11 protein-coding genes and 1 pseudogene are annotated in these 13,783 nt (G+C 55.7%); 10 read left to right on the top strand and 2 right to left on the bottom strand.

Going from position 1 to position 13,783, the window contains the following annotated elements; genetic code table 11:
* Nucleotides 1-72: 72 nt before the first annotated feature.
* Nucleotides 73-1,197, top strand: coding sequence for a GNAT family N-acetyltransferase (locus VI01_RS04470; RefSeq protein ID WP_045814127.1), 1,125 nt, complete (start codon nucleotides 73-75; stop codon nucleotides 1,195-1,197).
* Here VI01_RS04470 and VI01_RS04465 read toward each other — a convergent pair.
* Nucleotides 1,194-3,026 (bottom strand): ABC transporter ATP-binding protein, encoded by a 1,833-nt coding sequence (locus VI01_RS04465; RefSeq protein ID WP_045814126.1) that lies wholly within the window; start codon nucleotides 3,024-3,026, stop codon nucleotides 1,194-1,196. The two genes, VI01_RS04470 and VI01_RS04465, sit on opposite strands and share 4 nt — an antisense overlap.
* A 62-nt stretch (nucleotides 3,027-3,088) precedes the next feature.
* Here VI01_RS04465 and VI01_RS04460 point away from each other — a divergent pair, with 62 nt between their 5' ends.
* Nucleotides 3,089-3,583: a GNAT family N-acetyltransferase gene (locus VI01_RS04460; RefSeq protein ID WP_045814125.1), complete on the top strand. Its 495-nt coding sequence runs from the start codon at nucleotides 3,089-3,091 to the stop codon at nucleotides 3,581-3,583.
* Between the two features lie 208 nt (nucleotides 3,584-3,791).
* Here the strand turns inward: VI01_RS04460 and VI01_RS04455 are convergent, their stop codons facing one another.
* Nucleotides 3,792-4,706, bottom strand: coding sequence for a sugar ABC transporter substrate-binding protein (locus tag VI01_RS04455; RefSeq protein WP_045814124.1), 915 nt, complete (start codon nucleotides 4,704-4,706; stop codon nucleotides 3,792-3,794).
* A 468-nt stretch (nucleotides 4,707-5,174) separates the two neighbouring features.
* On the opposite strand from VI01_RS04455, the gene VI01_RS04450 reads away from it, so the two are divergent.
* The 8 genes and pseudogenes from VI01_RS04450 to kdpB all read left to right on the top strand — a co-directional run bounded on the left by VI01_RS04450 (nucleotide 5,175) and on the right by kdpB (nucleotide 13,773).
* A complete protein-coding gene (locus tag VI01_RS04450; protein WP_045814123.1) occupies nucleotides 5,175-6,569 on the top strand; it encodes an MFS transporter in 1,395 nt (464 codons plus the stop codon).
* Nucleotides 6,550-7,509 (top strand): 2-hydroxyacid dehydrogenase, encoded by a 960-nt coding sequence (locus VI01_RS04445; protein WP_045814122.1) that lies wholly within the window; start codon nucleotides 6,550-6,552, stop codon nucleotides 7,507-7,509. Before VI01_RS04450 ends, VI01_RS04445 begins: the two co-directional genes overlap by 20 nt.
* 221 nt (nucleotides 7,510-7,730) lie before the next feature.
* A pseudogene (locus VI01_RS04440) lies at nucleotides 7,731-8,038 on the top strand (type II toxin-antitoxin system RelE/ParE family toxin).
* Nucleotides 8,039-8,080: 42 nt separating this feature from the next.
* Nucleotides 8,081-8,413: a HigA family addiction module antitoxin gene (locus VI01_RS04435; RefSeq protein WP_045814121.1), complete on the top strand. Its 333-nt coding sequence runs from the start codon at nucleotides 8,081-8,083 to the stop codon at nucleotides 8,411-8,413.
* A 263-nt stretch (nucleotides 8,414-8,676) separates the two neighbouring features.
* The gene (locus VI01_RS04430) at nucleotides 8,677-9,840 is read left to right on the top strand and encodes an HD-GYP domain-containing protein (protein ID WP_045814120.1); all 1,164 of its coding nucleotides are present in this window, start codon (nucleotides 8,677-8,679) and stop codon (nucleotides 9,838-9,840) included.
* Nucleotides 9,841-9,948: 108 nt separating this feature from the next.
* The gene (gene kdpF, locus VI01_RS24645; protein WP_064511346.1) at nucleotides 9,949-10,038 is read left to right on the top strand and encodes a K(+)-transporting ATPase subunit F; all 90 of its coding nucleotides are present in this window, start codon (nucleotides 9,949-9,951) and stop codon (nucleotides 10,036-10,038) included.
* The gene (gene kdpA, locus VI01_RS04425; RefSeq protein WP_045814119.1) at nucleotides 10,038-11,717 is read left to right on the top strand and encodes a potassium-transporting ATPase subunit KdpA; all 1,680 of its coding nucleotides are present in this window, start codon (nucleotides 10,038-10,040) and stop codon (nucleotides 11,715-11,717) included. Before kdpF ends, kdpA begins: the two co-directional genes overlap by 1 nt.
* A gap of 7 nt (nucleotides 11,718-11,724) precedes the next feature.
* Entirely contained in the window at nucleotides 11,725-13,773 is a 2,049-nt protein-coding gene (kdpB, locus tag VI01_RS04420) for a potassium-transporting ATPase subunit KdpB (protein WP_045814118.1), read from the top strand.
* The last annotated feature ends 10 nt before the right edge of the window (nucleotides 13,774-13,783 follow it).

Raw genomic sequence — 13,783 nt, 5'->3', positions numbered from 1 at the left:
GCGCCCCCTCTTTTCCCTTGCAACAAAACCTGTTGAACTAGTTGTTCGCCTTTAGCTGGCCGGGAGCCATGCATGTCTTTGCTTCATCTGTCATCGCTGGCGGAGATTTCCGCCCTCGAATGGGATGCGCTGTTACCTGACGATCAACCGTTTTTACGCCATGCCTTTCTGCTCACTCTGGAAGAGAGCGGCAGCGTGCGGCCGGAAAACGGCTGGCAACCGGATCACTTGCTGTGGCGGGAAAAGGGCGTGCTCAGCGCCGCGTTGCCGGGCTATCGCAAACGCAATTCGCAAGGTGAATACGTATTCGATCATGCGTGGGCCGATGCCTGCCACCGCGCCGGCATTCAATACTATCCAAAATGGCTGGGTGCGATCCCGTTTAGCCCGGTCACCGGTGCGCGTTTATTGGGTGAAGGAGCCGCTATCAGCCAACTGCTCGCGGCGTTGCCTGATGAACTGGTACAGCATGGCCTGAGCGGTGCACATATCAATTTCACCACGCCGTTCGCCAACGATGTGATGGAACAGCAGCCCGACTGGCTCGCGCGTCTCGGCATCCAGTATCACTGGCATAATAAAGGCTACCGCGATTTTCAGGATTTCCTCGACACGCTGATGTCACGCAAACGTAAACAGCTGCGCAAAGAGCGTGAGCAGGTGCAAAGCAGCGGCTTTGAGTTCAACTGGTATCGTGGTGACGAACTCAGTGAAGATCAGTGGGATTTCGTCTACACCTGCTACGCCAACACCTATGCGGTACGTGGTCAGCGTCCTTACCTCACCCGGCAATTCTTTAGTCTGCTGGCCGAACGCATGCCGCGCTCGATTCGCGTGGCCATGGCCACGCTGCAGGGCCATCCGGCCGCCATGGCGTTCTATCTGGTGGATGGCAATTCGCTGTACGGGCGTTACTGGGGCTGTCTGGCAGAGTTTGACCGTCTGCACTTTGAAACCTGCTTTTATCAGGGCATGGATTTCGCCATTGCCGAAGGATTACAGCGTTTTGATGCCGGTGCGCAGGGCGAGCACAAACTGGTGCGTGGCTTCGAGCCGCAGATTACCCATTCCTGGCACTACCTGTGCCATCCGGGATTGCGTGAAGCCGTAGAAGAGTATTTAGTGCAGGAACGTGCAGGGATTCGCGCCTATGCCATTGAGGCGCGCGAAGCCCTGCCGTATCGACGCGGCGATTAATCTTCGCCGACAAAGCCGCCGGTCTGATGCTGCCACAGGCGCGCGTAGAGTCCATTGTGCGCCAGCAGTTCACGGTGGTTACCCATCTCCACGATTTCACCTTTATCCAGCACCACCAGTCGATCCATTTTGGCGATAGTCGAAAGGCGGTGCGCGATGGCAATCACCGTTTTGCCTTGCATCAGCGTTTCCAGGCTCTCCTGAATCGCCGCTTCGACTTCGGAATCGAGGGCGGAAGTCGCCTCATCCATAATCAGAATCGGTGCATCTTTCAGGAGCACGCGGGCGATGGCGATACGTTGACGCTGACCGCCCGACAGTTTCACTCCGCGCTCACCCACATGTGCATCCAGCCCGGTGCGGCCCTGTGGATCGGACAGCAGCGGAATGAACTCGTCGGCACGGGCGCGAATAATCGCCGCCTGCAGTTCATCTTCCGTGGCGTTAGGTCGCCCGTACAACAGGTTTTCTCGAATCGAACGATGCAGCAGTGAGGTGTCCTGAGTAATCATGCCAATCTGGCCGCGCAGACTCTCTTGCGTCACTTCGGCGATGTTGTGATCGTCAATCAGGATGCGCCCGCCGTTGATGTCGTACAGTCGCAGCAGCAGGTTCACCAGCGTTGATTTACCCGCGCCGGATGGCCCAATCAAACCGATTTTTTCACCCGGTTTGATATTCAGGTTGAGGCGATTGATCACCTGACGGCTGCCGCCGTAATCAAAGCGTACATCTTCAAATCGAATCTGCCCGCTCGTCACCTGCAGGTTTTTCGCCTGCGGTTCATCCTGCACGCTCAGTGGCTGCGCGATGGTGTTCAATCCATCTTGCACCATGCCGATGTTCTCAAAGATGCCGTTCACCACCCACATAATCCAGCCGGACATGTTCACCAGGCGAATCACCAGGCCGGTGGCTAATGCAATCGCACCGACGCTGATCAGCGACTGGCTCCACAGCCACAGTGCCAGCCCGGAAGTGCTGACAATCAATAGGCCATTCAGCGTCGACAGCGTGATATCCATGGTGGTGACCATGCGGCTGGCGTGCTGGGTTTTGTCGGTTTGCTCCTGAATCGCTTCGCGCGCGTAGCGCTTTTCCAAATCGTTGTGCGCGAACAGTTTGATGGTGGCGATGTTGGTGTAGCCATCGACTATGGTGCCCATCAATTTAGAACGCGCTTCTGAAGAAACCACCGAACGCTGCTTTACGCGCGGCACAAAGAAGCTCAGCGAGACGCTATAGGCAACGATCCAGATAATCAGCGGAATCATCAAACGCCAGTCGGCTTCGGCGAACAGCACCAGTGACGTCACGGCGTAGATCACCACATGCCAGATGGCATCCACCAGCTGCACTGCGGAATCGCGCAGGGAGTTACCGGTCTGCATGATGCGCTGAGCGATGCGCCCGGCGAAATCGTTCTGGAAGAAGTTCAGGCTCTGACGCAGCACGTAGTTGTGGTGCTGCCAACGGATCATGCTGGTCATGCTCGGGTTAATGCTTTGATGCACCAGCATATCGTGCAGCGCGATAATCACCGGCCGCAGAATCAGCGCGACAAAACCCATCCATAGCAGTACCTGCCAGTTGTCGGTGAACAGCGTGGCGGGCGTTGAGTGATTGACCAGATCGATGATGCGACTGAGATAGCTGAACAGCGCCACTTCAATCAGCGCCTGCGCTAATCCCACAATCAGCAGGGCGACAAAGCTCGGCCACACCTGACGCAGATAATAGAGGTAAAACGGCCAGACGCTGGAAGGGGGAGAATCGGTTGGTGCATCCTGGAAAATATTGATAAAACGTTCAAAACGACGATACAACATACAGTCACTCTTTCCGTTTGGTAAGAGTTAACAGCTTAGTGCAATTGAAAGGGATTACCGACATGGATCTGATCATTCGCGGTCGCGAACCAACCGATGCGGCCGCATACCAACGCCTTTATAGCCACCCTGAGGTCTATCGCTGGACCACGCAGCTGCCGTTTCCCAGTGTGCAAACCTGGCAGAAAAAATTCGAGAACATGGACGCGGCAGGCTATATCGGCTTTGTGGCCGAAATTGATGGCCAGATGGTGGGCGAGCTAACGCTGTTTGTTGAGCAGCGGCCGCGCACGCGCCACAGCATCAGTTTTGGTATCAGCGTCGATCCGGCGTTTGGCGGGCGGGGCATCGGTGAGAAACTGATTCGTAACGCCATGGATTATGCCTTTAACTGGCTCGGCATAGTACGTATTGAGCTGGAAGCGTTTCACGATAACGCACGAGCGCTGCGCCTCTATCAGCGTCTGGGTTTTGAGCAGGAAGGGGTGAAACGCAAAGCCTGCCTGCGTGAGGGGGAGTATCACGACATCGTGGTGATGGCGAAACTGCGCGATTAATGCTGAGTTGCGTTATACCTTGCGCCGCTACAAGACGGTGCGTGAGCCGTAGCTCACGCCTTGCTTGTAGGGCGCGACCTTTTGGATTGCGGGCGCGGGGGCACTCCATATTTGTGGTAATCGAGTCCAACTTTTGGGGTTCACTCCACAAGGTACGCCCTAATACCGTCTCTGTAGCGGTGCGATTTATCGCGCGATGTTGACCTGATTACTGACTCTTCTCCACGTACTTCTGCATGTTCTCTTTGGTCACCAGCTCGAACGGGATCCAGACGTGTGAATCCACTTTCTCGCCTTTAATCAGCTTCTGCGCCACATCCACCGAGGCTTTACCCTGACCAATCGCATCCTGGAACACGGTGACCTGCATTTTATCCTGCGCCATGGCTTTCAGGCCATCCGGCGTGGCATCGATCCCGCCGACCAGAATCTTCTTGTTGCTCTTCGCCAGCGCCATCGCAGCACCAATCGCCATTTCATCGTTGTTAGCGGCGACGATATCAATCGCCTCGCCGTTACCGATCCAGTTGAGCATCAGATCCATGCCTTCATTACGTGCATAGTTGGCCGGCTGCTTCTGCACCACTTTTATGCCCGGATATTTCGCCACCACCTGCTCCACATCTTTGGTGCGTTGCAGCGCGCCCGCATCAGTCAGATTGCCGATCATGATCGCCACATTGCCTTTGTAGTTGGCCATTTTCGCCAGGGCTTCCATTTGCAACGTGCCGGACTCGCGCTCATCCGAACCGACAAACACCACGCCCGACGGCAGCGTTTTGTCGCCTGGCGTGCGATTCACATACACCAGCGGGATTTTTGCCTGCTGTGCCAGCTTGGTCAGCTGCGGCGTGCTGGCGGAATCCACCGGATCGACGATGATGGCATCGACGCCCGCCCCGATAAAGCTCTGCACCTGATCGGTCTGACGGCCAACGTCGCCGCGCGCATCTTCAAATTGCACATCGAGTCCGCGCGCCTTGGCCTCTTTATCAATCGACTGGCGAATAATGGTTAAAAAGTTCTGATCGAAATACGCCATTGATACGCCGATTTTCTCTGCCAAAGCGGAGGCAGAACTGGACAGCAGGCCAAGCAACAGTATCGCCTTGAGGGTTTTCATCGCGGACTCCAGGGTAAGCTTGTTATTAGAATGAATGTTTCAATGAGAGTTAAAATGGCTCAATGAAATCATTTTCAGACTACGAGGGGGTAAGGACCCTGACAATCAACATGTATGGATTTTGCAGCTAAGCGCACATTTTGCTCGCGGGTGCATCATGCTGGCGGCCTCATGTGACGGGCCGGTGGATGATGATTTGCAGGCTCATAGTGATGTTGCGAAGGTTTTTCTCAGAGCTGGCGCACATTCCGGTGCAAAAGCATCGGCTTATTTAAGGTTCTGTGCAGCGCCGCACCCTGCTTTGTGGCAGATGCCAAAACGGACGCAAAATTACCGCAAGGATTCCTCCATTCGCACAATGACCACCTCACATCTGGCTCTCTATAGTTGCTGAACAGTGAAATTTAAGCGGTATTCCTGAACATCATCGCTTCGGAGCAGGACGCTCCTTCATCAAGGGGTTCAGCCATGTTACTAAGCAAAAAACGCAATGAGAACAGCCATGTGCGTATCTGGATCCTCTGTCTGATCCTGTTTCTGTCCGTGGTGGCGTATGCCGATCGTTCGATCTTGTCGATCTCCGGATCGGCGATCAAAGAGGAGTTTGGTCTGTCGGCGATCCAGCTTGGCCTGATCCTCTCGGCGTTTAGCTGGGCGTATGTGATCGGTCAGATCCCCGGTGGGATATTCCTTGACCGCTTCGGCACTAAAAAAGTCTATGGCGTGACGCTGGCGCTGTGGTCGGTTTCTACCATTTTGATGGGCTTTATAGGCGAATTTTCCAACGGCATGACCATGGCGCTGGTGTTGATGTTTGCGCTGCGCTTCGCGCTCGGCCTGATTGAAGCGCCGAGTTTTCCGGCCAATGCCCGTACCGTGATCATGTGGTTCCCCGGTGCCGAACGTGGCCGTGCTTCGTCTCTGTTTGCCTCAGCGCAGTATTTTGCCGTTGCCATCTTCTCACCGCTCTCCGGCTGGCTGGTGTCTCGCTTCGGTTGGGAGTGGCCGTTCTTTGTGCTGGGAGGCATTGGCGTGCTGGCGGTGTTTGTGTGGGGTTGGTATATGCGCAGCCCAAAACAGCATCCGCATGTGTCAGCCGCAGAGTTGAAATATATTGAGGAGGGGGGTGCGCTGGTGGATATCGATTCAGCGCAAACGCTGAAAGCCCGCCCACCGCTGAGCAAAGCGATGTTCAAGACCTTGCTCAGCAATCGCATGCTGTGGTGCGCCTATATCGGGCAGTACTGCATCATTGCGCTCAGCTACTTCTTTATCACCTGGTTCCCGATTTACCTGGTGCAGGCGCGTGGCATGAACATCATGGAAGCGGGCTTTGCCACCATCGCCCCGGCGCTGTTTGGCTTCCTTGGCGGCATCAGCGGTGGCTATATCTCTGACAAATTACTGGCTAACGGCTGGAGCCTGTCATGGGCGCGCAAAACGCCCTATATCGTCGGCATGCTGATGGCCGCCTCGCTGATTCTGGCAGCCGTGATCCCCACTAATGCCGGCATTATCGCCATTATGTCGTTTGCCTTCTTTGGCAAAGGCGTGGCGGCGGGCGCGGGAACCTGGACGATTGTTAGCGATACCGCACCGAAAGAAGCAGTGGGTCTGGCGGGCGCGATCTTTAATGGTATCGGGAATATGGCCGGATTTATCACGCCACTGCTGTTTGGCATCATCGTCGGTGTGACCGGCAGCTACAGTATTGGATTGGTGTTCGTTGGCGCGCATTGCATTGTCGCGGCGCTGCTGTTCCTGCTGGTCATGGGCCCGATTGAACGTGTCGGCGACGAGCAGGATTCGTCTGCAACATCCTACGAAACTCAGGGGAAACAAGATGGGATCAAAGCCGTTTAACGTGCTGCTGAAAGGGCCGCTGTTGCCGCAGCGGCTGCAGGATAATCTCGACGCGCATTTCACTACCTCGCGTCTGTGGCAACAGGAAGACCAGGCAGCCTGGCTGGCAGATCACGGTGCCAGCATCGATGCGCTGGTGACCAGCGGTAATGCGCTAATGGGTGCCAATGCAGAATTGCTGGCGCGTTTGCCCAATCTGAAAGTGATTTGCAGTAATGGTGTCGGCTACGACGCCATTGATATCGCGGCTGCCGAAGCGCGTGGCATTGTGGTGACTAACACGCCAGGCGTGCTCAACAGTTGCGTGGCCGATACCGGCATGGCGCTGCTGCTGGATGTGGCGCGCCGCATCAGCGCATCGGATCGTTATGTGCGCGCCGGTAACTGGCAAGCGAAAGGACGCTATCCGCTTACCACGAAAGTCGGCGGGAAAGTGTGCGGGATTGTGGGGCTAGGCGGTATTGGTAAACAGTTGGCGAAGCGCGCGCAGGCGTTTGATATGGAAGTACATTTTTACAACCCGCGCTCTCGCCCGGATGTGCCTTACACGCGACATGATTCGCTGCTATCACTGGCAAAGCAAGCGGATTTCCTGGTGTTGACGCTGCCGGGTGGCGCATCGACGCACCACCTGGTCAATGCTGAGGTGCTGCGTGCGCTGGGGCCACAAGGTTTTTTGATTAACATTGCGCGCGGCAGCGTGGTGGATGAGCAGGCGTTGATTGCGGCGCTTGAAGCCGGTGAGATTGCGGGTGCCGGTTTGGATGTGTTCGAGCACGAACCGGCGGTGCCTGCCGCACTGCTAAAGCGTGATGATGTGGTGATCACTCCGCATCTCGCCAGTAGCACCCATGAAACCATGGCCGCGATGGCAGATCTGGTGTTTGAAAACCTGCTGGCATTCTCGCAGGGTGAAGCGGTATTGACGCGGGTGGTATAGCTTCTGCTGCACGATAAATAGCGCCGTTACCGATGTATAGAGGAAAACGTAGCGGCTGCATAATGCTAAGTTGCTCACAGTTCATATGAAGTTTTCTTGAATCTCAAAATAATTTTGTAGTCTCGCTAGAATATTTCATATAATGTTAAATATTGCACTTTGATGTTGTGCGTTTCGGCGTTAACTTGCCTGCCTGATTTAATTTTCAGGCAGGGGAGCATATGAAGGGTGCAATTAGACATTTTCGGGATGATTGGCTTGAGCAGTTTTTTATTTATGCCTTACCACACAGGTGCCTCCCCAAAACAATTGAATCCGCGCTCGCGCTTAAGCTCGATATCATCAATGCCGCTAAAACGCATCGTGACCTGCGCTCGCCGCCCGGCAATCATTTGAAGCCCTAAAGCCTCCTTTGCTGGGGTATTACTCCATTCGCGTTAATGAGCAATATCGACTCATATTTCGCTGGATGAATGGCGAAGCCAGCGATCTTTATCTCGATCCGCATTCTTATAAAAACCACCGATAACCACTGCTTGTGGTCGAAAATTACCAGCAAAGAGACACAAAAATGAATCAGGCAAAACGTAAGCCCGCCAGTGTGGGTGATGTGCTGCAGTATGAGTTCCTCGAACCCCTCCATCTCAAAGTGAATGATTTAGCTGGGATGCTGAATGTACACAGGAACACCGCCAGTGCGATGGTCAATAACCATCGCAAACTGACTACAGAAATGGCATACCGTTTAGCGGCCGTTTTTGATACTTCCGTTGATTTCTGGCTCAACCTCCAGCGTTATCAGGACCAATGGGAAGTTGAAAATGATGCCCGCACGCAGGAAGAGTTAAGCCGTGTCATCCCGCTAAGCACTTTTGTGGCACAGCGCGGTATGCAGGTTGCCTGACGAGTTATAGCCCTAAACCCATACAGAAAAGCGTAGCGGCGCAATTTATTGCGTATCTGTCAGCAGCTCTGCGGCTGTAAACACGTACGATGAATCGTGCCGTTACCGCTCGCTGAGTTTTTCGTCCATCCATCTCCTGAATGGCCGCTCGAGATATGAGCGATAAATCACACCGCGAAAGATCGCACAAATCACTCCTGAAGAATATTTGCTCAGCTGCCGATACCTCTCCTTACCATCCACTGATATTAAGGAGCGATATCGTGATAAAGCTGATTAACGTTGACGAACTGCGGCAAGGAATGTTCATCCACAAACTGGAGGTTTGGTGGCTCAAGGACAAACGCATTCGCAACCAAATGCTGATCACCGATAAACGCCAGATCGCGATGATCCGCAATGAAGGGATCCAGCAAATCTGGATCGATCTCGATAAGTCGGTGCAGGCACCTGCAAAGCCTGCGCCGAAGAAAGCCATTCCGCAAACCCCCTTTTTTAAAGAGCTGGACCAGGCGCAAACCATCTTTAATCAGGGCAAGCCGCAGGTACTGGCGATGTTTAACGAAGCCCGTATGGGGCAGGGGCTGGATCTCGACTATACGATGGATCTGGTGGATGAGATTGCCGGGTCAATAACCCGTGAACCCACTGCACTGCTCAGCGTGGCGCGGCTGAAAAATCACGACGATTACACCTATTTGCACTCCATGGCAGTGTGCGGTTTGATGATCTCGTTGGGTAAAAAAATGGGGCTTGATGAGCACCAGCAGCGGCGTGTAGGCATGGGCGGATTGCTCCATGATGTGGGGAAATCGGCGGTGCCGCTTGAAATCCTCAACAAACCCGGCAAGCTCACTGAAGAAGAGTTTACCGTTATGCGTCAGCACCCGATTGTTGGTGCGCAGATGCTTATGGAGGCCGATGCGGGCGAAGACCTGCTGGATATCGCGCTGCATCATCATGAGAAATTTGACGGTAGTGGTTATCCGCATGGCCAGAAAGGGGAAGAGATCTCGCTGTTTTCCCGCATGGCCGCGGTGTGCGATGTCTATGATGCTGTCACCTCTAATCGTCCTTACCGCAAAGGCTGGACGCCCGCCGAGGCGATGCACAACATGCTGAGCTGGCGCGGCCATTTCGATAACACGCTATTGCACGCCTTTGTGCGCACCATTGGCATTTATCCGGTGGGATCGCTGGTGCGACTCGCGTCTGGGCGCGTGGCGCTGGTGGTGCAGGCTGGCGAAAAATCATTGCTGAAACCCAAAGTGCATGTGTTCTGGTCTTTACACGCGCAACGTGAAGTGAAACCTGAAGAGCTGGATCTCGGGGATTCGTTCTGCACCGACAGTATCACGGGGGCCGAAGACAATAGCCTGTGGCAGAACATCGACCTCAATCGTATCTGGGCACTGGAAACCGCCTAATTCGACTGCATTTTTATACTTTCTTTACGCCGGATTCCCGCCTTTTTACCCCTTCTTTATGCCGCGCCGCGCATGCTTGCAGCACTACCAAATCCTCTGGAGGTTGCTGTGAGCGTGGGCGTGATTACCGGCATCGTGCTGGTGTTTATCTTGTTGGGCTACCTGATTTATGCCCTGCTTAATGCGGAGGCATTCTGATGGCTGCGAATGCGTTTTTACTGATTGCGGTGTTCCTGCTGGTGCTGATGGTGCTGGCACAACCGCTGGGGCGTTTTCTTGCGGTACTGGTGGCCGACAAACCGCTGCTGCCGCGAACCGAGCGGGCGCTGTGGCGGCTGGCGGGCGTAGAAAACGGCGCGATGCGCTGGCCGCACTACCTGCTGGCGATTCTGCTGTTCAATGCGCTGGGTTTCTTGTTGCTACTGGCAATTTTGATGCTGCAAGGTTCGTTGCCACTGAACCCGCAACACCTGCCTAATCTGAGCTGGGATCTGGCGCTGAACACCGCCATCAGTTTTGTCACTAACACCAACTGGCAAGCCTACGCCGGCGAAAGCACGGTGAGCTACTTTAGCCAGATGGCGGGCCTCACGGTGCAAAACTTCCTGTCGGCGGCGACCGGTATTGCGGTGGCATTCGCGCTGATTCGCGGTTTTGCCAATCGCTCACTGGCTACGCTGGGTAACGCCTGGCGCGACCTGACGCGCATCACCGTTTATGTGTTATTGCCGATCAGCTTGTTGATGGCGCTGTTCTTCGTTTATCAGGGCAGCATTCAGACGTTTGAACCTTATCACGCACTCACCACGTTGGAAGGGACACAGCAAACGCTGCCGCTCGGTCCGGTGGCCTCGCAGGAAGCGATTAAAATGCTGGGCACTAACGGCGGGGGCTTCTTCAACGTTAACTCGGCCCATCCGTTTGAGAACCCGACCGCGCTGACCAACTTTGTGCAGATGCTGAGTATCTTCCTGATCCCCGCTGCGCTGTGCTTCACCTTTGGTCAGCATCTGGGCGACCGTCGTCAGGGCCATATGCTGCTGTGGGCGATGACCATCATGTTTGTGCTGGCAGTAGTGACCGTGATGTGGGCGGAGCTGCGAGGTAACCCGCACTTCCTGACGTTAGGGGCGGACAGCGCCATCAATATGGAGGGCAAAGAGACGCGCTTTGGCATCCTCAACTCCAGCCTGTTTGCGGTAATCACCACCGCTGCATCGTGTGGCGCGGTGAACGCCATGCATGATTCCTTCACCGCGCTCGGCGGAATGGTGCCGATGTGGCTGATGCAGCTGGGTGAAGTGGTGTTCGGCGGCGTAGGTGCCGGGTTGTACGGCATGCTGCTGTTTGTGCTGCTCGGCGTATTTATTGCCGGTCTGATGATTGGCCGCACACCTGAGTACATGGGTAAAAAGATCGACGTGTGGGAGATGAAAATGACCGCACTGGCGATTCTGGTGACGCCGACCCTGGTACTGCTGGGGACCGCACTGGCCATGATGACCGATGCCGGCCGCGCCGGTATGGCTAACCCCGGCATTCACGGCTTCAGTGAAGTGCTGTATGCCGTTTCGTCTGCATCTAACAACAACGGCAGTGCCTTTGCTGGCTTAAGCGCTAACACGCCGTTCTGGAACCTGTTGCTGGCCTTCTGCATGTTGATCGGGCGCTTCGGCATCATCATCCCGGTGATGGCAATTGCCGGTTCGCTGGCGGTGAAGAAAATCCAGCCGGTGGGCAACGGTACGCTGCCGACCCACGGCCCACTGTTTATCGCGCTGCTGATTGGCACCGTGTTGCTGGTGGGGGCGTTGACCTTTATCCCCGCGCTGGCACTCGGCCCAGTGGCGGAACATCTGCAATTAATTCAGGGATAACGGAATCATGAGTCGTCAACAACTGGCGCTGTTTGATGCGGCGTTAACGCGCACCGCCATGATCGATGCGGTGAAAAAACTCGACCCGCGCGTACAGTTTCGCAATCCGGTGATGTTCCTGGTGTGGCTGGGCAGCGTGCTGACCTCGCTGCTGGCTATCGGGATGCTCACCGGCCATCTGAGCGGCAATGCCGGATTTACCGCAGGGGTTGCCATCTGGCTGTGGTTCACCGTGCTGTTTGCCAACTTCGCCGAAGCGCTGGCGGAAGGGCGCAGTAAGGCGCAGGCCAACAGTCTGAAAGGCATCAGCAAAACCAGCGATGCGAAAAAACTGGCTGAGCCGCGCCACGGTGCCCAGTGGCACAACGTGGCGGCCGACACACTGCGAAAAGGCGATGTGGTACTGGTGGAAGCCGGTGACATCATCCCGTGCGACGGTGAAGTGCTGGAGGGGGGTGCTTCAGTGGATGAGAGTGCGATTACCGGTGAATCGGCTCCGGTGATCCGCGAATCCGGCGGCGATTTTTCGTCGGTCACCGGCGGTACGCGCATTCTTTCTGACTGGCTGGTGATTCAGTGCAGCGTCAATCCAGGCGAAACCTTCCTTGATCGCATGATCGCCATGGTGGAGGGCGCCAAACGCCGTAAAACACCAAATGAAATTGCGCTAACCATTTTGCTGGTGTCGTTGACCATCGTGTTCCTGCTGGCAACCGCAACCTTGTGGCCGTTCTCCGCTTATGGCGGTACGCCAGTGAGCGTGACGGTGCTGGTGGCGCTGCTGGTGTGCCTGATTCCAACCACCATCGGCGGCTTGCTGTCGGCGATCGGCGTGGCGGGGATGAGCCGCATGCTCGGCGCTAACGTTATCGCCACCAGCGGCCGTGCAGTGGAAGCGGCGGGTGACGTCGATGTGTTGATGCTGGATAAGACCGGCACCATCACGCTGGGTAACCGCCAGGCGACGCAGTTTATGCCTGCACCTGGCGTCACCGAGCAGCAGTTAGCGGACGCCGCGCAGTTGGCCTCGCTGGCGGATGAAACCCCGGAAGGGCGCAGTATCGTGGTGCTGGCGAAGCAAAAATTTAACCTGCGCGAACGCGATCTCAGCAGCATGGGGGCTAGCTTTATTCCGTTCTCAGCACAAACGCGCATGAGCGGCGTCAATGTGCAAGACCGCCTGATCCGTAAAGGCGCCGTTGATGCCGTTCGTCGCCATATCGAAGCCAATCACGGTCGTTTCCCGGCTGAAGTTAACGCCAGTGTGGAAGAAGTGGCGCGTGCCGGGGGCACACCGCTGGTGGTGGCTGAAGGGGCGCAGGTGCTGGGCGTGGTGGCGCTGAAAGATATTGTGAAAGGCGGTATCAAAGAGCGCTTCGCTGAACTGCGCAAGATGGGTATCAAAACCGTGATGATCACCGGGGATAACCCACTGACGGCGGCGGCGATTGCGGCAGAAGCGGGCGTGGATGATTTTCTTTCGGAAGCGACACCGGAAGCCAAGCTGGCGTTGATTCGCCAGTATCAGGCAGAAGGGCGCCTGGTGGCGATGACGGGTGACGGCACCAACGATGCCCCTGCACTGGCACAGGCCGATGTAGCGGTGGCCATGAACTCGGGTACGCAGGCGGCGAAAGAGGCTGGGAACATGGTCGATCTCGACTCCAACCCGACCAAACTGCTGGAAGTGGTGCACATCGGTAAACAGATGCTGATGACGCGCGGTTCGCTGACCACCTTCAGTATTGCCAACGACGTGGCGAAGTATTTCGCCATCATTCCAGCCGCCTTTGCGGCGACCTATCCGCAGCTCAATATGCTGAACGTGATGGCGCTGCACTCGCCGAACTCGGCGATTTTGTCGGCGGTGATCTTTAACGCGCTGGTGATTGTGTTCCTGATCCCGCTGGCACTGAAGGGCGTGAGTTATCGCCCGATGAGTGCTGCTGCTCTGTTGCGCCGCAACCTGTGGATTTACGGTGTGGGCGGACTCGTGGTGCCGTTTATTGGTATTAAAGCCATCGACCTGCTGCTGACGCTGTTTGGCCTGGTTTAAGGAGAAGAGA

This window comes from Pantoea sp. SM3, from assembly GCF_000963995.1.
Classification (GTDB): Bacteria; Pseudomonadota; Gammaproteobacteria; order Enterobacterales; family Enterobacteriaceae; genus Pantoea; species Pantoea rwandensis_B.
Note: the sequence above shows the minus strand (reverse complement) of the source record. Positions and strands in the feature narration are given on the sequence as shown.